This is a genomic window from Candidatus Thiodubiliella endoseptemdiera (assembly GCF_964212635.1).
In the GTDB taxonomy this organism is placed as follows: domain Bacteria; phylum Pseudomonadota; class Gammaproteobacteria; order PS1; family Pseudothioglobaceae; genus Thiodubiliella; species Thiodubiliella endoseptemdiera.
The window spans coordinates 99,145-125,684 of the sequence record NZ_OZ156463.1 but is presented as its reverse complement, the minus strand read 5'-3'; the positions used below and the strand labels follow the sequence as shown (position 1 = coordinate 125,684).

10 protein-coding genes and 1 pseudogene are annotated in these 26,540 nt (G+C 39.6%); 2 read left to right on the top strand and 9 right to left on the bottom strand.

The window, feature by feature from the left end; all coding sequences use genetic code 11:
• Positions 1–98 precede the first annotated feature (98 nt).
• The 4 genes and pseudogenes from AB8525_RS00660 to AB8525_RS00645 form a co-directional block, all read right to left on the bottom strand.
• Positions 99–9,311 carry an FG-GAP-like repeat-containing protein gene (locus AB8525_RS00660; protein WP_369178004.1) on the bottom strand — a complete coding sequence of 3,071 codons (9,213 nt, stop codon included), beginning with the start codon at positions 9,309–9,311 and terminating at the stop codon, positions 99–101.
• Positions 9,312–9,541: 230 nt separating this feature from the next.
• A pseudogene (locus AB8525_RS00655) lies at positions 9,542–9,679 on the bottom strand (IS30 family transposase); the annotation flags it as partial.
• A gap of 87 nt (positions 9,680–9,766) precedes the next feature.
• Positions 9,767–18,844 carry an Ig-like domain-containing protein gene (locus tag AB8525_RS00650; protein ID WP_369178002.1) on the bottom strand — a complete coding sequence of 3,026 codons (9,078 nt, stop codon included), beginning with the start codon at positions 18,842–18,844 and terminating at the stop codon, positions 9,767–9,769.
• A gap of 238 nt (positions 18,845–19,082) precedes the next feature.
• The gene (locus AB8525_RS00645; RefSeq protein ID WP_369178000.1) at positions 19,083–19,247 is read right to left on the bottom strand and encodes a hypothetical protein; all 165 of its coding nucleotides are present in this window, start codon (positions 19,245–19,247) and stop codon (positions 19,083–19,085) included.
• 886 nt (positions 19,248–20,133) lie between these two features.
• Here AB8525_RS00645 and AB8525_RS00640 point away from each other — a divergent pair.
• The gene (locus AB8525_RS00640) at positions 20,134–21,012 is read left to right on the top strand and encodes a tyrosine-type recombinase/integrase (protein WP_369177998.1); all 879 of its coding nucleotides are present in this window, start codon (positions 20,134–20,136) and stop codon (positions 21,010–21,012) included.
• A gap of 189 nt (positions 21,013–21,201) precedes the next feature.
• Positions 21,202–21,465, top strand: a complete 264-nt coding sequence (locus AB8525_RS00635; protein ID WP_369177996.1) for a hypothetical protein — start codon at positions 21,202–21,204, stop codon at positions 21,463–21,465.
• 31 nt (positions 21,466–21,496) lie between these two features.
• Here AB8525_RS00635 and AB8525_RS00630 read toward each other — a convergent pair whose 3' ends face one another.
• The 5 genes from AB8525_RS00630 to AB8525_RS00610 all read right to left on the bottom strand — a co-directional run bounded on the left by AB8525_RS00630 (position 21,497) and on the right by AB8525_RS00610 (position 26,535).
• A complete protein-coding gene (locus AB8525_RS00630; protein ID WP_369177994.1) occupies positions 21,497–22,990 on the bottom strand; it encodes a conjugal transfer protein TraG N-terminal domain-containing protein in 1,494 nt (497 codons plus the stop codon).
• A 28-nt stretch (positions 22,991–23,018) separates the two neighbouring features.
• Positions 23,019–24,275, bottom strand: coding sequence for a hypothetical protein (locus tag AB8525_RS00625; protein ID WP_369177992.1), 1,257 nt, complete (start codon positions 24,273–24,275; stop codon positions 23,019–23,021).
• A 20-nt stretch (positions 24,276–24,295) separates the two neighbouring features.
• Positions 24,296–24,973: a hypothetical protein gene (locus AB8525_RS00620; protein ID WP_369177991.1), complete on the bottom strand. Its 678-nt coding sequence runs from the start codon at positions 24,971–24,973 to the stop codon at positions 24,296–24,298.
• Positions 24,970–25,761: a hypothetical protein gene (locus AB8525_RS00615; protein ID WP_369177990.1), complete on the bottom strand. Its 792-nt coding sequence runs from the start codon at positions 25,759–25,761 to the stop codon at positions 24,970–24,972. The genes AB8525_RS00620 and AB8525_RS00615 overlap by 4 nt, the downstream gene beginning before the upstream one ends.
• A gap of 108 nt (positions 25,762–25,869) precedes the next feature.
• A complete protein-coding gene (locus tag AB8525_RS00610) occupies positions 25,870–26,535 on the bottom strand; it encodes a DUF4400 domain-containing protein (RefSeq protein ID WP_369177988.1) in 666 nt (221 codons plus the stop codon).
• Positions 26,536–26,540 lie beyond the last annotated feature (5 nt).

Below are 26,540 nucleotides of genomic sequence, written 5' to 3'. Positions count from 1 at the left end.
GTTTTTAAATTTTTGGTTGATATTTTTCCATAAAAAAACCCGCTTTAATAAGGCGGGTTTTTATTTTTATGGGTGTCTTACTTTATGCAAAGGTCTCTTTATACAAGAATAAGATTATCAGTTATAAAGTGCCCTAATGCAACTGTGTCAGGAGTAGAGGAGCCACCAATACCAGAAACCCCTTGTAGATTGATAACCAAATCAGCAACATCATCTGTAACCGTGCCATCAGCATCAATCGTTAGTTTGGCACTACCTGCAGTGCCAGTATCTGACACTGTAATATATTTATCAATATTAGCAAAAAGTGTCGCTTGGTTACCACTAGCGGTAATAAAATCTTTTAAATCTAATTTATCACCACCAGCACCAAATATGAAGCCAGTTATGGTGTCTTCGCCATTATCTGTACTTGCATAAACAAAAATATCACTGCCTGCACCGCCATTTATAGTGTCGTTGCCTGCACCACCATTTATAGTATCGTCACCTGCACTACCCGTTATAGTATCGGCGTTATCGGTGCCGATATAAAAATTATATGCAAATGCCCAAGTTTTACCTGAGGTATTATCAATACCTGCAAAGTCATTACCCGAGGTGTCAGTTATAACGCCTGATGCCATTTTGATGTAATAAACACCTGAAGTTAAACTACTTGGGTTAAGAGTGAGTGTTGTGTCGCTAATATTAGCATTAGTAATGCTAATAGTTGCAACTTTTTCTGCGCTATTCCAGATTTCAACAATGCCACCATTTGTTTTGATGTTTTCAGAAAACTCAATTACTAGATTTGAAGGCTCGCCTAAGACATTGGTATCGCTGGTTTTTTCTGTAAAGGTTGGAACTTGTCCATCTACAGAAGAAGGCTGTTGATTGTAGTAGTATTTAAGGGTGCCATTATTCTCACCCACCACCAAATCTAGGTCGCCATCGCCGTCAATATCGGCTAGGGTTGGTTTGGAAAAATCCCCCACATCAATGCTATTAAAAGGATTGCTACCTCCAGTTTTTACTTCATAAGCAGGGTTAGAAGTAGTGCCTGTATTTTGATAGTATTTAAGGGTGCCATAAAACTCACCCACCACCAAATCTAGGTCGCCATCGCCGTCAATATCAGCCAAGTTTGGCGTGGAATAATCTCCCACATCAATGCTATTAAAAGGATTATTGCCTCCAGTTTTTGCTTCATAAGCAGGGCTAGAAGTAGTGCCTGTATTTTGATAGTATTTAAGGGTGCCATTCTTCTCACCCACCACCAAATCTAGGTCACCATCGCCGTCAATATCGGCTAGGGTTGGTTTGGAAAAATCCCCCACATCAATGCTATTAAAAGGATTGTCATCTCCAGTTTTTACTTCATAAGCAGGGTTAGAAGTAGTGCCTGTATTTTGATAGTATTTAAGGGTGCCATCACTCTCACCCACCACCAAATCTAGGTCGCCATCGCCGTCAATATCGGCTAGGGTTGGTCCGGAATAAATCCCCACATCAATGCTATTAAAAGGATTGTCATCTCCAGTTTTTGCTTCATAAGCAGGGTTAGAAGTAGTGCCTGTATTTTGATAGTATTTAAGGGTGCCAGCAACCTCACCCACCACCAAATCTAGATCACCATCACCATCAATATCAACCAGGGTTGGCGCAGAAACATTCCCCACATCAATACCCTCAAAAGGATTATTGCCCGAACCTGTTTTTTCAATATACTCAAGCTTAGTCTTGGTCAACACCACTCTATCAGCGGTAAATACTGGTGCATTACCTGCGACATCTGTTATATTATTTAGCGTAATATCGCTTGTTGGATTGTCAATATAAAAGTCTGTAGCGGCAATGCTATCTCCAGCTTGAACGCTATATTTAAACACCAGTTTCTTATCACCTGCAGTTGTAGAGGCGGTTTTATCCAAAACAAAGTCTTTGCCTGCAATGACCACTTTAGAGCCTGTGGTGTTATTAAGTTTCAAGGTCTCACTCATTGTCAAAGTTAGACTGATAACATCCCCTACCTTAAAAGCAGATTGTCCTGCTGGAATATTGCTTAGAGTCCATGAGTTAGTAGCCGTTGGAGTTGGGGCTTGTCCATCTACAAAAAAAGATTGTTGATTGTAATAATATTTAAGGGTGCCATTCTCCTCACCCACCACCAAATCTAGGTTGCCATCGCCGTCAATATCGACTAGGGTTGGTGCGGAAAAACTCCCCACATTAATGCCATTAAAAGGATTGCTACCTCCAGTTTTTGCTTCATAAGTAGGGTTAGAAGTAGTGCCTGTATTTTGATAGTATTTAAGGGTGCCATTCCTCTCACCCACCACCAAATCTAGGTCGCCATCGCCGTCAATATCGGCTAGGGTTGGTTTGGAGTAAAGCCCCACATCAATGCTATTAAAAGGATTGCTACCTCCAGTTTTTGCTTCATAAGCAGGGTTAGAAGCAGAGCCTGTATTTTGATAGTATTTAAGGGTGCCATCATTCTCACCCATCACCAAATCTAGGTCACCATCGCCGTCAATATCGGCTAGGGTTGGTAAGGATTCACTTTCACTTTCCACATCAATGCCATTAAAAGGATTGCTACCTCCAGTTTTTACTTCATAAGCAGGGTTAGAAGTAGTGCCTGTATTTTGATAGTATTTAAGGGTGCCATAAGCACCCATCACCAAATCCAGGTCGCCATCACCGTCAATATCGGCTAGGGTTGGTGAGGAAGAATATCCCACATCAATGCCATTAAAAGGATTACTATCTCCAGTTTTTGCTTCATAAGCAGGGTTAGAAGTAGAACTTGTATTTTGATAGTATTTAAGAGTGCCATTAATCTCACCCACCACCAAATCCAGGTCGCCATCACCGTCAATATCAGCCAAGGTTGGTGTGGAATAATACCCCACATCAATACCCTCAAAAGGATTATTGCCCGAACCTATTTTTTCAATATACCCAACCTTAGCCAACACTACTCTATCAGCGGTAAATACTGGTGCATTACCTGCAACATCTGTTATATTATTTAGCGTAATATCGCTTGTTGGATTGTCAATATCAAAGTCTGTAGCGGCAATGCTATCTCCAGCTTGAACACTATATTTAAACACCAGTTTCTTATCACCTGTAGTTGTAGAGGCGGTTTTATCCAAAACAAAGTCTTTGCCTGCAATGACCACTTTAGAGCCTGTGGTGTTATTAAGTTTCAAGGTCTCACTCATTGTCAGTGTTAGGCTGATAACATCGCCTGTCTTAAAAGCAGATTGTCCTGCTGGAATATCGCTTAAAGTCCATGGATTGCTCGTGATTGGGGTTGGGTTAATGATGTCATAAGTTACTGCTGTGCTAGTGCTAATTGTTGAATTGGTGCCATCACTAAGCGTTACTACAGCCGTGTAGGTTTTTCCATCGGTTAATTCAGATGGCATAGCAGAATGTGCGAGTGCCCAAGTGCCGCCAGCTGCAACAGCTGGTAATCCTGAAGTTATTGCTGTGCCTACTGTATTACTACCTTCAAAAAACTCAATTTTGGTAATCGTTAAAGTACCTATTCCAGTTACTTTGCCTGCAGTTACTTTGCCTGAGAGTGCGGTTGCGTCTTTTTCACTATCATTAATGTAGTTATCATCGGCACCTATCCAAGCGATTGTGGTAAAAAATGCTTTGGTTGCAAATACCCATTGGTTAGTATCTTTAGTAATGGCGGCAGCATCGTTACCCGCTATGTCAGTTACTGTGCCTGCATCCATGGTGATATAGTAACTGCCTTGGGTTAATTTATTATCAGTTAAACCTAATGCTGACACATCAATGGTGAGTTTATCGCCAGCAATGCTAAATTTATTTGTATCACTAGCGATATTAATAGTTGCTACTGTTACATCGCTACTATTCTTGATGAGAATACTGCCCGTATCTGCTTTAATATTTTCACTAAAGTCAAGCACTAAATCTGAGGTTTCCTCTAAGATAACGCTGGCTTGTGTTGTTAGAGTTGGCGCTTGTCCATCTACAGAAGCAGGTTGTTGATTGTAATAATATTTAAGGGTGCCGCCAAACTCACCCACCACCAAATCCAGGTCGCCATCGCCGTCAATATCGGCTAGGGTTGGTGCGGAATAATCTCCCACATCAATGCCATTAAAAGGATTGCTATCTCCAGTTTTTGCTTCATAAGCAGGGTTAGAAGTAGTGCCTGTATTTTGATAGTATTTAAGGGTGCCATAAAACTCACCCACCACCAAATCCAGGTCGCCATCGCCGTCAATATCGGCTAGGGTTGGTGAGGAAGAATATCCCACATCAATGCTATTAAAAGGATTGTCATCTCCAGTTTTTGCTTCATAAGTAGAGTTAGAAGCAGAGCCTGTATTTTGATAGTATTTAAGGGTGCCATCATCCTTACCCACCACCAAATCTAGGTCGCCATCGCCATCAATATCAGCCAAGGTTGGCGTGGAAGAATCTCCCACATCAATGCCATTAAAAGGATTGCTATCTCCAGTTTTTGCTTCATAAGCAGGGTTAGAAGTAGTGCCTGTGTTTTGATAATATTTAAGGGTGCCATAAACCTCACCCACTACCAAATCTAGGTCGCCATCGCCATCAATATCAGCCAAGGTTGGCGTGGAATAATCTCCCACATCAATGCCATTAAAAGGATTGTTGCCTCCAGTTTTTGCTGTATAAGCAGGGTTAGAAGTAGTACCTATATTTTGATAGTATTTAAGAGTGCCATTAATCTCACCCACCACCAAATCTAGGTCACCATCACCGTCAATATCGACTAGGACTGGTGCGGAATAATACTCCACATCAATGCCATTAAAAGGATTATTGCCCGAACCTGTTTTTTCAATATACTCAATCTTAGACAACACTACTCTATCAGCGGTAAATACTGGTGCATTACCTGCGACATCTGTTATATTATTTAGCGTAATATCGCTTGTTGGGTTGTCAATATCAAAGTCTGTAGCGGCAATGCTATCTCCGGCTTGAACGCTATATTTAAACACCAGTTTCTTATCACCTGCAGTTGTAGAGGCAGTTTTATCCAAAACAAAGTCTTTGCCTGCAATGACCACTTTAGAGCCTGTGGTGTTATTAAGTTTCAAGGTCTCGCTCATTGTCAAAGTTAGGCTGATAACATCCCCTGCCTTAAAAGCAGATTGTCCTGCTGGAATATCGCTTAAAGTCCATGGATTGGTCGTGATTGGAGTTGGGTTAATGATGTCATAAGTTACTGCTGTGCTAGTGCTAATTGCTGAATTGGTGCCATCACTAAGCGTTACTACAGCCGTGTAGGTTTTTCCATCGGCTAATTCAGATGGCATAGCAGAATGTGCGAGTGCCCAAGTGCCGTCAGCTGCAACAGCTGGTAATCCTGAAGTTATTGCTGTGCCTACTGTATTACCACCTTCAAAAAACTCAATTTTGGTAATCGTTAAAGTACCTATTCCAGTTACTTTGCCTGAGAGTGCGGTTGCGTCTTTTTCACTATCATTAATGTAGTTATCATCGGCACCTATCCAAGCGATTGTGGTAAAAAGTGCTTTGGTTGCAAATACCCATTGGTTAGTATCTTTAGTAATGGCAGCAGCATCGTTACCCGCTATGTCAGTTACTGTGCCTGCATCCATGGTGATATAGTAACTGCCTTGGGTTAATTTATTATCAGTTAAACCTAATGCTGACACATCAATGGTGAGTTTATCGCCAGCAATGCTGAATTTAGTTGTCTCAGTAATATTAATGGTTGCTATTACTCCATCATCACTACCTTTAATAACAATACTACCTGTACTACCTGCTTGAATGTCTTCATTAAAATCAAGCATCAGGTCTGAGGTTTCACCCAATTCGGCCGAAGCTTGTGTTGTTAGAGTTGGGGCTTGTCCATCTACAAAAAAAGATTGTTGATGTTGATTGTAATAATATTTAAGGGTGCCATCATCCTTACCCACCACCAAATCTAGGTTGCCATCGCCGTCAATATCGGCTAGGGTTGGTTTGGAAAAATCCCCCACATCAATGCCATTAAAAGGATTACTATCTCCAGTTTTTACTTCATAAGCAGGGTTAGAAGTAGTGCCTGTATTTTGATAGTATTTAAGGGTGCCATCATCCTTACCCACCACCAAATCTAGGTCGCCATCGCCATCAATATCGGCTAGGGTTGGTGCGGAAAGATTCCCCACATCAATGCCATTAAAAGGATTACTATCTCCAGTTTTTGCTTCATAAGTAGGGTTAGAAGTAGTGCCTGTATTTTGATAGTATTTAAGGGTGCCATCACTCTCACCCACCACCAAATCTAGGTCGCCATCGCCGTCAATATCGACTAGGATTGGTGAGGAATAATTTACCACATTAATGCCATTAAAAGGATTGCTATCTCCAGTTTTTACTTCATAAGCAGGGCTAGAAGTAGAGCTTGTATTTTGATAGTATTTAAGGGTGCCACCATCCTTACCCACCACCAAATCTAGATCACCATCGCCATCAATATCAGCCAAGTTTGGCGTGGAATAACCTCCCACATCAATGCCATTAAAAGGATTATTGCCTCCAGTTTTTGCTTCATAAGCGGGGCTAGAAGTAGTGCCTGTATTTTGATAGTATTTAAGGGTGCCATTACTCTCACCCACCACCAAATCTAGGTCGCCATCGCCGTCAATATCAGCCAAGATTGGCACAGAAACATACCCCACATCAATACCCTCAAAAGGATTATTACCCAAACCTGTTTTTTCAATATACTCAAGCTTAGTCTTAGCCAACACTACTCTATCAGCGGTAAATACTGGTGCATTACCTGCGACATCTGTTATATTATTTAGCGTAATATCGCTTGTTGGATTGTCAATATCAAAGTCTGTAGTGGCAATGCTATCTCCAGCTTGAACGCTATATTTAAACACCAGTTTCTTATCACCTGCAGTTGTAGAGGCGGTTTTATCCAAAACAAAGTCTTTGCCTGCAATGACCACTTTAGAGCCTGTGGTGTTATTAAGTTTCAAGGTCTCACTCATTGTCAGTGTTAGGCTGATAACATCCCCTACCTTAAAAGCAGATTGTCCTGCTGGAATATCGCTTAAAGTCCATGGATTGGTCGTGATTGGGGTTGGGTTAATGGTGTCATAAGTTACTGCTGTGCTAGTGATAGTTGTTGAATTGGTGCCATCACTAAGCGTTACTGCAGCCGTGTAGGTTTTTCCATCGGCTAATTCAGATGGCATAGCAGAATGTGCGAGTGTCCAGGTGCCGTCAGCTGCAACAGCTGGTAATCCTGAAGTTATTGCTGTGCCTACTGTATTACTACCTTCAAAAAACTCAATTTTGGTAATCGTTAAAGTACCTATTCCAGTTACTTTGCCTGAGAGTGCGGTTGCGTCTTTTTCACTATCATTAATGTAGTTATCATCGGCACCTATCCAAGCGATTGTGGTAGAAAGTGCTTTGGTTGCAAATGCCCAAGTGGTGTCAGCACCTAAATTAGTGATACCTGCAAAGACATTGCCTGCCATATCGGTGATTACGCCAGATGCCATTTTGATGTAATAAGTGCCTTCAGTTAAATCAGCAGTAGGATTAATAGTAAGTTTATCGTTAGCAATGCTAATTTTACTATTGTCAATAGCAATGGTTTCTACAATGGTATTGTCGCTGGCTTTATGAATGACAATATTGCCTGTGCCGGCTTTGATGTTTTCACTAAAGTCAATTACTAGGTTAGAGTCTTCACCCAAGATAACGCTCATTGCTTGTGCGGTGAGAGTAGCAGTAGTAGTATCCACAGTAATCGCCAAAGCATCAGAAACCAAACTTTCATTACCCGCAGCATCTGTTGCTCTTGCGGTAATGCTGTGTGGAGTTGTGCTTTGGGTTAAACTGATATCAATAGAGAATGTGCCATTAGCCTTTACTATTTCAGAGCCTATGGCTGTTGTGTTGGTACCATTGTATAACCTTATAGTAGCACCGACTTCTGCACTGCCTGTGATGGTGAGGTTTGAGGTTTTATTAGTTAGGTTGTCACTATTACTTGTGCCTGAATCGTCCTCTGTGGCTAAATCTAAACTTATGGGTTTGCTGGGTACAACGGTATCAACTTTATGACTATTACTAGCGTATTCTGTGCCAATACTTCCTCCAATTGCCGCATCTTTTGCCACACGAACAAATAAGTCAGTTGTTGAGTTATCTGTCACTCTGACTACTAACGAATAAACACTACCACTGCCACTGAAAGCACCTTTTGTTCCACCTGTCACTTCAATATCAGTTTTATCAAAACCAGTAACATCATCTTTAAAAGTAAAAGTATAGGTAATATCTGTGCCTACCTTTGCCTTGTTAATGATGCTTGTTTCTGCTAAATCATCAGTAATACTTAAACCAATCCCCAAACCTGGAGTTGACTCACTGCCGTCAATATCAGTGGATATAATTCTCTTAAAAGCACCTGCTTCTGATAGCCCATCATCGCCTGTTATATCAATCTTAACAAAACCATCTGCAAAATAAACCCTATCGCCATTAGAGGCTGTGAAGGAGACTTCTTCTTGGTAATCAGTACTGTTAATATTAACAGTTCTTTTGAAGGTGTAGGTAATGCCATCTAGTGTTTGTTCGTAGTTGTTAAAAGTGCCGGTTAAATAAACAACATCGTTACCACCTGTTGAGGTGAGTCCTGTTGCATCAACTTTGGTGCCTTGGGCAACATAGACTGTGTCATTGCCACTATTGCCAGATATCTTAAATACTGAGCCTTTGACACCAGGGGTAATGTGCTCACCGTTGTTATCAGAAATAAATACTTTAGTAGCACCACCTTTGTCAATGGCGGGTTGACTGGTTAAAGGGTCGGTGGGTGTGCTTGAACTGGAGTCAATATCAGTGGATTTAATTTTCTGAAAAACGCCTGCATTTGATAGCCCATCATTGCCTGCTATATCAATCTTAAAAAAACCATTTGCAAAATAAACCTTGTCGCCATTAGAGGCTGTGAAGGAGACTTCTTCTTGGTATTCAGTATCGTTAATAGTAACCGTTCTTTTGAAGGTGTAGGTATTGCCATCTAGTGTTTGTTCGTAGTTGTTAAAAGTGCCGGTTAAATAAATTGAATCATTGCCACCTGTTGAAGTAAGCCCTGTTGCATCGACTTTGGTGCCTTGTCCTACATAGACGGCATCGTCTCCACTATTGCCAGATACTTTTAATGCTTGTCCGTGAGATTCAAGTCCGGTGATATCGGAATACCAGTTGACGAAGAAGCCGTTGGTGTTGCTGATGAAGTATTTTGTTTGTCCTGGCATGGGGTTGTCCTGTTTTATAAAAATTAAATTGTATTATACATAACTTATTCCTTCAAGTTCAAGTTTTTGGACTTAGTAAACCCTGAAAATATTACCAATTTGGTATCTAATCAAGGGGCTTTATTCTAACCCTAATTGTTTCTATTTTGGTTGATATTTTTCCATAAAAAACCCGCTTTAATAAGGCGGGTTTTTTATTATCTTGCTTTATGTAAGAATAAGATTATCAGTGCTGATTTACTGTTCATTTTGCTTAATACTAAATAGCCACTTGTTCTCTCAACCAAGGTACCTACGCAAGACTTATTTTGAGAACCTGTAATTAAATCACCTTCCCAGTAACCGGCAATCATTCTATTGTCAATGTCTTTAAGTCTATAGCAAATAAGTTGATTAATTTCTGGTTTTATTGTTAAGTTCAACTGACAAGGTCCGGCCTTGTCAAGAAAATAATGTTAGATAAGGATGGTGCCGGTGTCAACTAGATGACTGAGGTTAGTGGTGTTGATATCTACCGCTGTTAAGGTAATATCAAAATCAAAACTGCCGACGCTTAGGATGCTGTCTTGTCCGCTTTTGCTGAGGGTGATGGCGCCGAGTTTGGCGTTTTCATCTAGGTTTTTGAGGGCGTAGGAAATATTAAGGGTGTCGTTGGAAAGGTCAAAATTGGTGATGGTGGCGTCTTTGAGGGAGCTGTATTTGTTGTCGGGGGTGAGGCCGTTCCAGTTGAAGTGTTCGGCGAGTTTGTCGCTGGCGGTGTAGGTGATGATGGCGTCCATGTCTTGGTGGTGGATGGTTTTGACTTTGATGATGGGGGTGGTGCCTTGGGCGTAGTAGAGTAGGTTTGTTCCTTCGTTGACATTTCTGCCTGTTGCACTGAAAAAATCGAGTATTCCATCGTTGTTAATGTCGCCGAATTCGGGAGTTCCTATTTGAATGCGGTTGTGTTCGATGTTGTCAAAAAAATCGTTTGCACCGGCTTGTTTGCTGAAAAGAGGGGTGGTGGCGGTGCCAGTGTTTTTATAGTAGTTGATGGCTTGCTCATTGTTTGCATCGTAGTCGCTGCCTGATATTAGGTCTAAATCGCCGTCGCCGTCTAAATCTTTGAAGGTTAGTTTGACGATGCTGCCTAGATCTAGTCCGGTGAGTGGATGAGTGAGTTTTATTGTGTAAGTGTTGTTGTTGTTTTCATAATAGGAGAGGACGCCGCCGTCAGAATTGGAGGTTATTAGGTCGATATCGCCATCATTGTCTAAATCTACTAAGGTGTGCATTGTGTTGCTGCCAAAATTAACAGTTGCGAAAGGGCTGTTATTAACTTCTATTTTTACGAATGTGCCATTATTATTTTTGTAATAGCCGCTATTTGTTAAGAGATCTAAATCGCCATCTTTGTCCATATCGGCAAAAGTCATTACTTTTTGGCGTTCAAGGTTTTTAAAGGGGCTATTGCTGCTGGGGATTTCTGTGAAAGCGCTTTGGCCGTCTGTTCTTTTGTAATAAAAAACTTGGCTATAGTCATTTTCACCTACACTCTTCCATGCACTGTAGGCTATTTCTTGGATGCCATCATCGTCTAAATCTATGAAGTGGACTGAGGTGTAGTTGCTGGCGAGGTAGCCGTTTATGAATTTTAGAGGGTTTTCTGCGCCGGATTTGCGTTCGAAGGCGTCGCTGTTCTTTAATAGAGCTAATTCTGTGGTTAGGTTGTTGACTGCTACGCCTGAGGCGTTAGTTATCTCTGTTAAATGGGTATTATTGACAATGAAATCACCAATAATTAGGTGGTCGCCTTTAACGACGGTGTAGTCGAAACTGAGTTTGGTTTTATCGGTACTAGTGTCAAAAGCGGATTTGTTGATGTTGAAGCGTTTGTTGGCAACAGTGATGTAGGCACTGGTATCAGCTACTTGGACGGCTTCGCTGACGGTTAGGGTGAGGGTCATTGTGTCGCCGATGGAGAAGTATTTTTGTCCTGCGGGTGGGGTGTTGAAGACCCAGTCGGTGGTGGTGGTGCTGATTTTGGGTGGCTCTTGGTTGATGACTTTGTAGTTGGCTGAGGTGCTGGGTTGGCTGGGCTTATTGCCGGCGACATCGTGCCAATCGGTGCCAATAGTAAGGGTGTTTATGCTGTCTGTAATGCCTGTATCGGGGGTGAGGATTGCTGTCCAGACGAAGGGACCTAAACCTGTGTTTTGCCTAAATTCACTGAGACTGGCATTTTCAGCGGTGATGTCATCTGTTGTAAAGTCTAGGACTTTTTCTTTAAAATGGAATTCGACTAGGGTGGTGTCGCCTGTGGCGAGGGAGGTGTCGTGGATTTTAATGCTGGGGGCTTCGGGGGGTGTGGTATCGATGATGGGGCGTTGGATGTTGTGATAATAATAGGTTTTATGCTTTGTGGTAACGACTAAATCCATCTTGCCGTCAAAATCAACATCTACAAAATTGGGGGTGCCTTCTTTAAAGTTATTGAATGGGTTGTTTTCGTTTGTTTGCAATCTCCATATGTTGTTGATGTTTTTATAATAATGCCAGCCAGAATTGCTGCCTATTAGCAGGTCTAAATCACCGTCTGCATCGACATCAGCGAAGGCGGGTTTACTGTTTTCGCCGACATCCATGGTGAAGGGGTTGTTTGTGCCTGTTTGTTGGGTGAATACACCTTGGTGATTGGTGAAGTAGCGCAGGCCGCCGCGGGAGTCACCGACGACGACATCTGCATCGCCGTCTGCATCGATGTCGGCGAAGGTGGGGGTGGTGATGCCGAAATGACTGATGTGGGATAATGAATGTCCATCGTTCAAACTGTAAACACCGTTTGCATTTTCAAAATATCTTAGATTGCCAGATGTCTGTCCGACCAGCATATCTAAATCGCCATCGCTATCAACATCAGCAAAAGCAGCTGAATTTAGTTCACCGCCTTTCACCTGATCAGAGTCAAGAGAATCCGATTGATAAAAAAGTGTGCCCGCCCCTTCTTTAAACTGCAAGCCGTCGGCAGAACCTTGGAAGAAATAAAAATAGAGTTTACCTAGAATGGCTGCATAGTTATGCGTTGAAATAACATCCATATAACCATCAGCATTAATATCTGCATAAAATTGTTGTATTGCTTTGCCATCAGTTGTAGGTGTATCATTATTAAGTGTAAGTGACGCAGATAATTTAAACAAGCCCTGCCCTCCTAATCCTAACTGCACCTGATCTGGCATTGTCGCTATATCAATAGCATTATCCGAAGCATCCGTAACACCTGTTAAAAAGACCTGCTCTTTATCAACAACAAAGTCAGACAAACCTAAAGTGTCTCCCGCTTTCACGGTATAAGTAAAGGTCAAAACAGTTTTATCCGTTGCACCGTCAAAAGCTGCTTTATCAACCTCAAAACGCTTACCGCTAATAATCAAATAAGCTTGCTCGTTGTCAACCTTGATATTACCCGTTAGCTTTAAGGTAATGGTAATAGTATCGCCTTGGGCAAACGCTTCTTGTCCGCTAGGAAGTTGATTACTCTTCCAGCCTTGTGGTTTGATGCGGTTGGTGTCGGTGAAGACTTGATAATTGCCTAAGGTTAGACTGGCGGCGGGTGTGTTGCCGTTTAGGTCGTGCCAGTTGGTATTTACAGTAATGCGGTTTTTGTCTTTGTTGATGTCGTCAGTTGGGGTCAAGGTGGCAATATAAGAAAATGGCTGGGTGCTGTGGCGATTAGGATTGAGTTTTAACTGTCCTAATGTAGCGTTGTCAGCACTGAATGTAGCGTTGTCAGCACTGAGATTACTCAGGCTAAAACCTTTCACAGCTTCACTAAAATTAAATATCACTTGGGTGCTTTCACCCTTGAGTAGTGTGGTGTTTTTAATCAGAAGGGTTACCCTAGGCGCTAGGGTATCAATTACTTCTGAGTGCTGGCGTTGGTAGTATTGTAAGCCGTTTTGATCGCCTATGATTAAATCTAAGGTGCCGTTGCTGTCTATGTCGGCAAAGGTTGGTTTGGCGTTATTACTAACGGCAATATTGGCAATTGGGTTATTGCTACCAGTTTGCACAGTGAACACACCGATGGTGTTTTGGTAATAGTGCAGTTTGCCATTTGAATCGCCTATTACAAGGTCTAAGTCGCCGTCTTGGTCGATGTCAACAAAAGTTGGGCTGGCGTTAGCGTGAGTAATGTTTTGGAAAGGGTTGTTGATGGCACTGACTTTGGTAAAGGTATTTTTGGTGTTTTGGTAATAGGTTAGTTTGCCTGTAGTGTTGCCGATGATGAGGTCTAGGTAGCCGTCTTGGTTGATGTCGGCGAAGGTTGGGGTGGCGTTTGCGCCGATGCTGATGTGGCTGAATGGGTTGAAGTTTGAGGCAACGAGGTTGAAACTTTGTTGGGTGTTTTTGTAGAAATAGAGTTTGCCATCGCCGGCACCAACAATAAGGTCTAGGTCGCCGTCTTGGTCAATATCAGCAAAGGTTGGGGTGGCGTTGGTATGTTGAATGTTTTGGAAGGGGTTATTTAGGGTTATTTTGGTAAAACTGTTGGTGCCGCTGTTGTTTTTATTTTGGTAATACGACAATGTGCCTGTGGCATTGCCGATAATGAGGTCTAGGTCGCCGTCTTGGTCAATATCAGCGAAGGTTGGGGTGGCGTTGTTAGTGGTGTTGATGCTGTCAAAAGGATGGGTGCTAGGTTGATAAAAAATGGCAGATGAGTAGAGGCTTGTTTCTGCTAAAGTGGATAGATCAAGTGTGTTTCCTGCTAGGTCGGTAACTCCGTTGAGGGTGATTTTATCGGCACTAATAACGGCTTGTTGCCGTGCCATGGTTTCATTGGCTTGGACTTGATGGGTAAAGACAAGTTGTTTGTTGCTAGTGGCACTGGATTTGAATGTGTCAAGGGTAAATACTTTGTCGTCCATTATGAGTTGAGAACCAGTGGTATTGCCAAATTTTAAAGATTCGTCTGTGGTAAGACTGAGTTCAATGAGATCACCTAATATAAAGGCATTTTGTCCCGTTGGCGGGGTGTTAATATGCCACCAACTATTGGCAATGGGTAATGGCGGTGTTTCATCTATGGTGATTAATAGCACATTACTGTCTTTACTGACATTGCCTGATTGGTCTTGCATAAATGCGATGATGCCGACTTCTGTGCCATCACCGCCTAAGATTGCTTTATTAACCTCAATCAGGCACTTGCCATTGTCAATATCAGCTTGTGTAATAATATAAGGATTGCCCAGTGTTTTTGAGCTGGTTTTAAGCTGAATTTTGTCATCTTTTTTGGCATCTGGTTGTAAGGCAATTTCTATGTTAATGGTGGATTCTGTTGCATTAAGGTATTGGTCTTCACCTTGTTTGACAGCTAAGATAGGCGAAGATTGATGCTCAGAGGTTACAGATACTTGGATAGGTGCTGCGGGCGTATTGCCGGCGATATCTGTCCAGCCTGTGGTAATGAAAAAACTGATATGGATAGAATCTATGTTTTTTGTTGCTGTGTAGGTGGCGGTATAACGACTAAGATTGGTGCTATCAATGCTTAAATTAGTGAGGTTGCCATTGGCTGTGGTGATGTCATTAAGGTTAAAACTGCTTGTTGCCAGTGCTTCACTAAAATCAAAGGTAACGGTTGCGGTGTCGCCATTTCTCAAAAAATTGGTGTTGTCCATGCTAATGGCAATGGTGGGTCTTTCTAAATCTGTTGTTTGTACGGATTGTGCGCTAATGCTGAGATTCCCTGCACTGTCTTTTGCTGCACCAGTAGCAACGCTAACGGTTATGTCATTTGCTGAGCCTGTTTGAGTAACGATTAGGGTGTAGCGTGTGTCATTCACTTTGGTGAACAAGCCTTTCTTGCCGTTGCTTACGCTAATATCAGTTTCGTCAAAGTTTATAACTGCTTCACCAAAGCTAAAGGTATAGGTGATATTGGCATTAATGCCAGCGTCTCCTGTTATATTATTGCTAATAATGAGTGTTGGTAGCGTAGTGTCAACCATATGCTCAGCATTATCGGCTACAGCAGCGTGTGTTATTACTGCTGTGTTGCCTGCAGTATCTGTAAGCGTACCACCATTTAAATTGAGCGCATTTGCAACAATTGCTAATCCATTAGCATCAGTATCACCAGTTGCAACGGTATATGTAAATATCAATTTATCTGAACCTGAACCCGATGCATAAGTTGCATATTTGCCAGATAATAGTGCAATTCTTGGGCTGTCAGTTACGGTTGTATTCTCACTCATGGTAACCGTTATTTCAACAGTATCACCTGCTTTGTAAGTCTTATCAGCACCTGGGTTACTAGTAAATACTACGCTACTAACTGTTGGGGCAGTGAAGTCGTAAGTTACTGCTTTGCTGGTTTTAGTAACTTCTGTGCTGCCGTCTTTTAAGTCAATTTTAGCGATATAAGTTTTGCCATCTGCTAAATCTGGCATATTGGCATCTGTAATAGACCAAGATTTAGCAACACCGCTTACTGTTGCAGGCTGGGTAATATTTGATTTAGCAATGGTAAAGGCAGCAGTTGATGAAGTTACACCATTTGTTACCTCGTAAAATCTAATTTCTTCAATCGTTGGGGTTGTGGTTGTGCTGATAACAACACCTGAGAGTAAGTCTGTTCCTTTCTCTGTGTTATTAATGTAGTTATCATCGGCACCTATCCAAGCGATTGTGGTAAAAAGTGCTTTGGTTTCAAATGCCCATTGGTTAGTATCTTTAGTAATGGCAGCAGCATCGTTACCCGCTATGTCAGTTACTGTGCCTGCATCCATGGTGATATAGTAACTGCCTTGGGTTAATTTATTATCAGTTAAACCTAATGCTGACACATCAATGGTGAGTTTATCGCCAGCAATGCTGAATTTAGTTGTCTCAGCAATATTAATGGTTGCTATTACTCCATCATCACTACCTTTAATAACAATACTACCTGTACTACCTGCTTGAATGTCTTCATTAAAATCAAGTATCAGGTCTGAGGTTTCACCCAATTCGGCCGAAGCTTGTGTTGTTAGGATTGGGGCAGTGTTGTCCATTACCACATCATTAGATTCAGCTGAAATATTTCCTGCTTGGTCAGCTAAATACCAATTATAAGTACCCTCTATTAAATCATGCGGGTTAAAACTACGAGCATCACCCCCTAATCCCGTTACTTTATTGACTTTATTGCCAGCTACTAAAGCCTCAAGTTTAGCAACTGTATTAATCGCATCGCCAGACAATGAGTTGTGAACCAAATAACCCACACTAGAATCTGTGCTTGTTACTGTGATATCAGAATCTGTATTTGAAATAAGTGTTGCCGTTACATTTAATGCCGTTGGTGCTAAGGTGTCAATAATTATCGAACCACTGGTTGGGAAAATTGATGTAACGGATGTGCCACCATCTGCTAAGGTAATCTTAAGCGTGTAAGAGCCATCGTCTAAATTAAGCGCCACTAACTCGTTATTCTCAATTTTCCAAATTTTATTATTATCAACAGAAACATTGTTTATTGTTTTTATGGCATCGCTTGAACCGTCTTTAAAAAATTCAACTTTATTAATGGTAGGATTATCACCTCCACTAGTGATTACACCTGATATTTCAACAGTAGATTTTTCAGAGTAGTTAATATAACCATCATTCAAACCTTCTACCATAACTGTGGTAAAAAGTGCTTTGGTTTTAAATGCCCAAGTGGTGTCAGCACCTAAATTAGTGATACCTGCAAAGACATTGCCTGCCATATCGGTGATTACGCCAGATGCCATTTTGATGTAATAAGTGCCTTCAGTTAAATCAGCAGTAGGATTAATAGTAAGTTTATCGTTAGCAATGCTAATTTTACTATTGTCAATAGCAATGGTTTCTACAATGGTATTGTCGCTGGCTTTATGAATGACAATATTGCCTGTGCCGGCTTTGATGTTTTCACTAAAGTCAATTACTAGGTTAGAGTCTTCACCCAAGATAACGCTCATTGCTTGTGCGGTGAGAGTAGCAGTAGTAGTATCCACAGTAATCGCCAAAGCATCAGAAACCAAACTTTCATTACCCGCAGCATCTGTTGCTCTTGCGGTAATGCTGTGTGGAGTTGTGCTTTGGGTTAAACTGATATCAATAGAGAATGTGCCATTAGCCTTTACTATTTCAGAGCCTATGGCTGTTGTGTTGGTACCATTGTATAATCTTATAGTAGCACCGACTTCTGCACTGCCTGTGATGGTGAGGTTTGAGGTTTTATTAGTTAGGTTGTCACTATTACTTGTGCCTGAATCGTCCTCTGTGGCTAAATCTAAACTTATGGGTTTGCTGGGTACAACGGTATCAACTTTATGACTATTACTAGCGTATTCTGTGCCAATACTTCCTCCAATTGCCGCATCTTTTGCCACACCAACAAATAAGTCAGTTGTTGAGTTATCTGTCACTCTGACTACTAACGAATAAACACTGCCACTGCCACTGAAAGCACCTTTTGTTCCACCTGTCACTTCAATATCAGTTTTATCAAAACCAGTAACATCATCTTTAAAAGTAAAAGTATAGGTAATATCTGTGCCTACCTTTGCCTTGTTAATGATGCTTGTTTCTGCTAAATCATCAGTAATACTTAAACCAATCCCCAAACCTGGAGTTGACTCACTACCGTCAATATCAGTGGATATAATTCTCTTAAAAGCACCTGCTTCTGATAGCCCATCATCGCCTGTTATATCAATCTTAACAAAACCATCTGCAAAATAAACCCTATCGCCATTAGAGGCTGTGAAGGAGACTTCTTCTTGGTAATCGGTATCGCCAATAGTAACCGTTCTTTTGAAGGTGTAGGTAATGCCATCTAGTGTTTGTTCGTAGTTGTTAAAAGTGCCGGTTAAATAAACAACATCGTTACCACCTGTTGAGGTGAGTCCTGTTGCATCAACTTTTGTGCCTTTGGCAACATAAACTGTGTCATTGCCACTATTGCCAGATATCTTAAATACTGAGCCTTTGACACCAGGGGTAATGTGCTCACCGTTGTTATCAGAAATAAATACTTTAGTAGCACCACCTTTGTCAATGGCGGGTTGACTGGTTAAAGGGTCGGTGGGTGTGCTTGAACTGGAGTCAATATCAGTGGATTTAATTTTCTGAAAAACGCCTGCATTTGATAGCCCATCATTGCCTGCTATATCAATCTTAAAAAAACCATTTGCAAAATAAACCTTGTCGCCATTAGAGGCTGTGAAGGAGACTTCTTCTTGGTATTCAGTATCGTTAATAGTAACCGTTCTTTTGAAGGTGTAGGTATTGCCATCTAGTGTTTGTTCGTAGTTGTTAAAAGTGCCGGTTAAATAAATTGAATCATTGCCACCTGTTGAAGTAAGCCCTGTTGCATCGACTTTGGTGCCTTGTCCTACATAGACGGCATCGTCTCCACTATTGCCAGATGCTTTTAATGCTTGTCCGTGAGATTCAACTCCGGTGATATCGGAATACCAGTTGACAAAGAAGCCGTTGGTGTTGCTGATGAAGTATTTTGTTTGCCCTGACATGGGGTTGTCCTGTTGGTTGTGATGTGATGTAATGTTTAATGATACCTAAAAAAATGGGGAGGTAACCAAAAAAAAGATGTAATAATTGCTAAAAATTAACTGACAAGGTTCGACCTTGTCAAGGTAATTTTTCCACTCAATGGCTTTGCAGTGATTTTTTATAAAATTAGTGGATTTTAGAATGGGAAAAAAAATACCGACTAAAAAGTCGGTATTTTTTATGACTTACTAGATTACATTACCCGTGCAACACCGCTCCATGTTCTTGAGTCAAAAGCCCCGAATCCTGATACACTCCTAAAGTAACTTCTTCATAAGCAACCCCTGTTCCGTTATTGTTTGATACAATCTCAGAAGTGCCGTCTACTTTTTTACCATAAAAAGCCAGTAAGATAAATAACAACCGTATCACCCTATCAGGCACAAAAAGTGGCAAAGTGCGTCAATTACCAATCGGCCAATCACTAGCCGATGAGGTTAAAACCACCACCCACTCACCGACGGTCATATGACTTTTAAGCGTGTAATATCAAACTTAGATTGACCTACCAAAAGGACAACTCACCCACATTTTAAAGCATTCATTCGCCAGTCATTTTATGATGAACAGCGGTGATATTCTCACTTCAAAAAAACACTGGGTCATAGCGATTTAAAAATGACAATGCGTTCCAAGCATTTAGAAAAAATAGAGACCTTTGCATAAATAGGGATGATTAGCAAAATGACAGATTTTATTAAATTGGAAATTTTTTAAATCCACTCCTAGCAGGCCAAGGGTGTTTTTAAAAAGTTTGTAATTTGATGAAAGATGGCGTTTTGATGATTATTCATATTTATGCAAAGGTCTCAAATAGTTAATTTAAACCCTATTGCCTAAATTGTCGGCTTTTGCTTCGTGCGTAAAAAAGGGCTTCATCTCTGAAACCCTTATGGTGTATGGTGGGGCGTGAGCGATTTGAACGCTCGACCAGCGGATTAAAAGTCCGTTCCCGCTATTTTTCAATTAGAGATATATGACAATAAATATTATTCACTTCTCTTTGTGTCAATTATATATTAACTTTTTAAAAATACAAGTATTATTATTAAAAATTCAAAGATATAGCAAGCGGCAAGCGTTATTCTGCCCACAACTTTAAATCAATTAATTGAAAAGCTTTAGTGACATCTTGCTTTTTATAATAAAATACTCATCAGTCTTGCTTTAATTCTCTAAAAAATGACTCAATAACTCACTTTATTTTTATTGGCTACTTGTATCACTTTTAATAATACAAGGAAAACATATGAAATTGCAAGAATTAGTTAAGTTACACACAAGAGAAAACATATTATCTGAAGCAACAATAGATAAATACCATTCTGTCGTATCAATATTTATTAAAGACACGGGTGTTAAACACATCTCAGCTATAGAGCATGAAACCATTCTAAAATGGAGGGATGACATCTTAAGTCGTTCAAGTAAAGGTAATTGGAACAATTATCGTAGGCACCTTCGAGCTTTGCTACAAACAGCTATAAAATTTGAGTTGATTCAAGAAAATCCACTTACAAAAATAAAATCTATTGTCCATTATCCCAGTAGGCGATATTTGTTAAGTGAACAAGAAATTCAAGACTTGTTTACATTTTGTAATAGTATTGAATATGGCTGGTTCTGGTCTTGTGTCATCACCACTCTACATTACACAGGTATTCGCCGCAAACAATTAGTTGGCTTGACTTGGTCTGATTTTGATTTGGACAACAGGCACCTTGTATTAAGGGCAGACAGTTCAAAAACCAAACGAGAATATACAGTGCCAATCAATCAGCAAGTTATTGATAGTATTTTGTTAGTGAAACAAAAAACCGTGTGTATTGTTCCCGCTCAAGATGAAAATAGTCAAATATTTAACATCACTTTAATAAAGCCCCGTTACAAGACAAATAAAATGAACGAGGAGCATGTGGCTCGGTTTTTTGTAAAAACATCTAAAATGCTAAATTTAAGAGTTTCTGCGCATCGTTTTCGTCATACATTTGCTACAAAACTAGCCAACAACGCCCAAACCAACATTAAAACAGTGCAAAACCTTCTAGGGCATAGCAATGTACACACAACACTTGGCTATGTGCATCCAAGTATGGATGATATGAGGCAGGCTGTGGATTTGCTGTAACTCAGAAAGATTGTTGCAAAAAAAAGACCTGCTTACACAGGTCTTTTAAAATACTAAATTGCTGACTATTCTATTTTGATTGGTGATCAAAAATCAGTGTAGCACTGCGGCTTGCGGTTAGAGTCTTGATTATTTTTTGCTCTGGCGTATAATGGATGCCATACAAAGATTATTATTTAGAGAATTATTATGAAAAACCTATTACTATTTATCGAAAAAGCACCTTTAATTACTTGGAAGGCACTATTGGTGTTGTGGGCACTTTTCTTAGGATTTATAGGGCTTGTGATAAAGTTACTTGAATTTATGGGTCAATTTTCAGACGGACATTCTATGTCGCATGAGTCTAGTGATGATGGTTTTGAAGAGGATGGAGTTATTGATAAGTCTAAAACTTATCAAAATGGACTTGATGGAGCTCAGAGATTTCCTGGCAGAACTTTCTATCATTAATTTTACTCAAAATCGTGATGAAAAAAAAATACTATTTTTTAATTTTATTTCCAACAGTGTCACCTGCTTCTTTTCCAGTACTCCCCACCTCATTCATTGCACTAGAGGCTTCTTTCGCTCCTTGAGCGCCTGCCATTGCCATTAATGCCAGCCATTTTTTGGTTGCCTGATAATAAAGATAAGTGGTCGCTATTGAAATCAAAGAACCCGTGAGCGTTGTGTGTGCAACTATTTGAGATGCGGTTTCCATAACGCCAGACCCCGAACCTTCTCCAGTTTTTCCAGCTAGAATATTCATAATATTATTGTCAATAAAAGCAACAATTGCCCAAATAACAGTTAAAAAACTAATAGTAAAGTAATACATCAAAAATCTGATAAAAATATCAATTCTGAGTGCTGATACAAGCATAGTAATAGGCAAGATAATTACAAAAAATGCCAATGCAATTGCTTTCCCTAGAGGTAGGAATGCAATAATAGCAGTCGATACAATCTCTAAAACGAATTCTGTCATCCAAGCGCCAATTATAGCGAGTGCTTGCTTGACTATAGTGGTAATACTATTCAGACTAAACCACGACCCCTCTTCAAGGTTTTTTACAGCCTGGTCTTTTTGTATTCCTACGCCTGAATTGTTGTTTAAACGATGTCTAAGTTGATTGTTAATCCAAAAATCTGAGTTACTAGAGTCAAGTTTAAACTCTTTGATTAGGTTTTTTCTTAAACCTCCATTGGTGCTCCAAAGCCATTCACAACTAACATCAATGCCAGTAAACTTTGCTGTAATACCAGCTGGTATCATTGGGTCTTTCTCACATTTTCCGCCAACTGGACAGGGTTTGTAAAACCCCTCAGTCTCGAGATAATACTTACCACCTACCCAGTTATAATCACTTAATTCAGCATCATTCCCCCACCAATCATTGACAGTTATATCACCCCTATCTTTCATAAAATTAAATTTACCTTGAGCAGGCAAGAAGCATTGATTATAAAAATGACTATACTGATTCCTAACAAAAGGTGTTTTAATTGAACTGTTTTTAATCACTGTCGCCATCGCCCCCCGAATGTCACCTGCCGTCTTCGGCAATGAATCCAAAAAGGTTTTTGTGATACTATGCGTAAAAATTGCCATGCCTGCCCATAGCAGAGGTAATTTAATTTCAATATCATGAGCTAAAAATTTATCACCTGCTTTTTTTAAGTTCCTATTAAAATCAGAATCATAGGCGGGTATCGGGTCTGCTGATCTAAAATTATTAACATCTGATAGAGGCACTATTGGAGAGAATGCTAGGTAAAAAAGAAAAAAGAATATGCTGACGCTGACCAACATTCTTTTGACTGACATTGCAACTATTGTTTGGTTGGCATCTGTACCTAAAATATCTTCAGACAGCCAGTTCTGATATAAAAATATTAATAACGGCAAATACACAATACCATAATCAACTAGCACCCGATAGAACCTGTTATAAAATTCCCACGAAAGCGAATCCATTGTTGTTGAGAAATCCATTTTTATCCTATCTCTGGTAGATTACGCACTACAAAAAAGGATTATTATCTGGCACTTTAAAGTTATCTGTATTGCCTTCAGGCGCTCTAATTTTCAAAACTTCTAGTATGGTATTGTTTGCGAGTTCTTGCCTAACTCTTCGCTCGAACATAAGTGATTCAATATCTCGCTCAAGTAGTGCGATTTTTTTATCCCTTTCATCAGATGTCTCTGCTTGATTGCCAGATAAAAGCAATCTTCTGACAATTAAACCTTTCTTGATGGTTCTCGCAATGGCAATATCATCTATTAGATTAGAATAAACACTGCTTTGGTCTTTAATGCTTAAATTTTTGATTTTATCAAGGACTTCTGACCCAAATCCAAGTTTATCAAATTCGCCATTGTTTAATTGACTTGTTGCTAATTCTTTTTCTTGCTTAACTTTAGGGTGTAAACCTGAGCCAATTTTTGTAATTGGTAATTTGTTGTTAATCTCAAATTCGCCTAGCACATCTGTTGCCCAAATGACAGCGCTACTACTATCAGGAAAGGTTTGTCCAAGTTCAGTATCAGCAGGTGCATTAGATGCTTGAGTGGGGTTGTTAGTATTGCCTTGCGTATAGTTATAACCAGAAGTTATTGCATTTTCAACAACCTTCATTGGTGGTTGACCTATGCCCCCTACCTTCTCACCAAATTCAGTAATACCATTATCTCCAGCAGTTTTTTCTATTTTTTCTTTCGTTTTTGTTAGTAGCGCTCCTTTGTCTGCTTCTTCTCTCCATGCCTCAGATTTAGAATTTTGAAAAAAGTCGGCATACGGATTTTCACCCTTTGCAATCTCTACTTCCATCTCTTCACAAGATTTGTTAGCAATGTTAATCTCAGTTTCTGCATCAAGTTTATATTCTTGAAACATATCATACAATCCAGGCATTGCTCTTTGTAGTGTTAAAGCCGGTAAAGAACTGATAGCAGCATTGGCTGAGTTAGTCACTGCATTTACGGCATCATCTACACCATTTTTAAAGTTGTCCATAGTGTTTTTAAATGCTGCACTAATATCAAACTTTCCACATGAATATCCAAGATTAGCAGTACCACCTAGCCCGATTTTTACATTTGCATTAGGTGTCAATGGCGGTCGTATTCGGTTAGCACCGCCAATCGCATAAAACAATTTAGAGTTGGTATCAAAAAAAGGGGTTTGATATTTATCTATAGCATAAACAGAAATGTTGCTCATCATTATTACTGAGAATGTAATGATAATTGTTCTTGGTGTGTTTGGCATATTGCTCATATTTATTTCCTATCTTTAATTTAATATGCGTGATTAAGAGTGATAAAACCTTGGTCAACCTCATCACTTTTAATCGCTAGTTCTGATGCCCATCTCTGGATTTCTAAATTGGTTGTATTTTTAAAATATAGGTCAACTGGAAAAATAAAAGCAACTTCGATTAACTTTTTTACATCAGCTTTACAAAGGTCGTCGCAATCGTTGATGTCTATAATTTTTGATATTCTTTTTGACTGTAATTTTTCTTTTTGGACTCGTGTATAGTCAAACATAGATTGATCGCCTGTCAGTCTTTTATTCTCTTGCATGACTAATTTTTGAAAACTCAAAACTTTATCTGTGTATTGATGGAACAACTTAGCAAATTTACGTGCATATTTGCGTTTTTCTGCCTCTGTTTCAGCATAGACTCCTAAAATTTCTAGAGTCGAAAGCGTGTTGTTCTTGTCCATCTCAAGTGCTAAAGATTGATAGGTTTTAGCACGGGTATATTCTTCCTTTGTTATGCCAAAAAACTTCACTTCTGTTTCCATTAACTGTTGTTTTGTAACGCTAGTGTAGATTATCTTTGTGTTGTCTATTTTTGTTTTGTTGACAGCATTAACATTTATTGAGACTACAAGTAAAAGAAAGAATGTAGTAACACCGATTAGTATTCTTCTGATTACAGCTATTGTTTGAACGCCATAGTTAATCATATTATTTTCTCCAATACGGCCTTTTGTCCATTTTTTATGACCGTTATTTGCTCTTTATCAAAATTTATATCTATAACTTTCCAATTGAGCCTTATGCTACCTATGCTCACAATAGATATGTGTCCTTGGTATCTTATTTCTGCCTTTGGCACTGAGTCCCACAAACTAATGCCGACTAATTCAAATCCTACTTTTGGTTTTAATGTTGCAAAGTTTTCTGCTTCTGATTTTTTATTTTTGGCTTCAAATAACGAACGCAACTTTTCAAATATTGTCTGTTGGTTTTGGTTTGTTTTTTCAATAAGACGATGTTGATCTAATTTATTGCTTCTTTGGTTTTCAGCAATACTATCTTTAATTTCATTTAAGGATTGTTGGTTGGCTTTGGTTAGCTTATTTATTATGTTTTGCTGTTTTTTACGCATTAACTCTAATGCTTCTTTAAAAGATTCCGCTATTCCACCGTTGTCTTTTAAAGAGGTATTGGATTCAGGTTTATCACTTTGTTTATTGGTTGCTGGGTTAATTTTAATGCCTGTATTTTTAACACCGCCATTATTGTTATTATTGTTACTGGGTTTTTTAAGGATTGAGCTTAAAGAGTCCCGATACGCAATCGCCTCATTGCCATTCTGTTTCTGCTGAATGAGAAAAAAATATGCAGCAGCCGTTATAACTACAAGAGAAAACGCCAATATACTTACGATAAAGACTTTTCTACTACCCTTTGGTTTTAACTCTTCGCCAAATTGGTCTGTTTTACTATTACTTTCGTGCTTGTCATCCATCTTACTTAACCTTCTATTGTTTTAAATTAATTTAGCGTATTATTCATGATTTTGTGAGAATTGCATTAATTCTACACACCGCACCTTGGTGTGATAGTTTTGTTCTGACTATAAATGCTTCTTAAAATAAGCCACACTCATCCATATAAAAAACCCAGGCACAATACTTACGAACAATATAAATATTGATGGGTGCACAGGCCATGGTGAGGCAAGTAAAAGCACAATTGGAAAACCAATTAAGGGCTTGATCCATCTCTTAGAGTGATGATATATGTAGGCACTCTCAGTTGCGCCCGATAGTTTTCTTAGTTGTCTGATAAAGAGCCCATCTGCGATAAAGAAAACATTAAGAATAATAAAAGCGGGAATGGCACAAATAATAACAATTAATCTAATAACAACAACTTGAATAATATAAATTGCAGCTAGAATATACTGTACTAAATAATCAGAATTATTACTCAACCACTCCAAACCTGTTCTTTGCACTGTCCAATAATAAGACTTTTCGAAAATGTGCAAAAATGTATTTTTGTAAAAAGTATTGTTTGATAAAAAGTCACCCAATGCCCAATTAAGTTCAGCGTCAAACATACTCTTGGCATGATAGTGCTTGGGTAATTCCCACCAATCAAATATGATGCCCAGCCATTCAATCAAAATACTTAAAAAGATACTAATTAACAATACACTAAACACACTAAAAATAAAATTTAGCAATTTAGCAAACTTACCTGGTCTTTTTTCGGATTTGTTGTTATTTGCATTCATTGCTC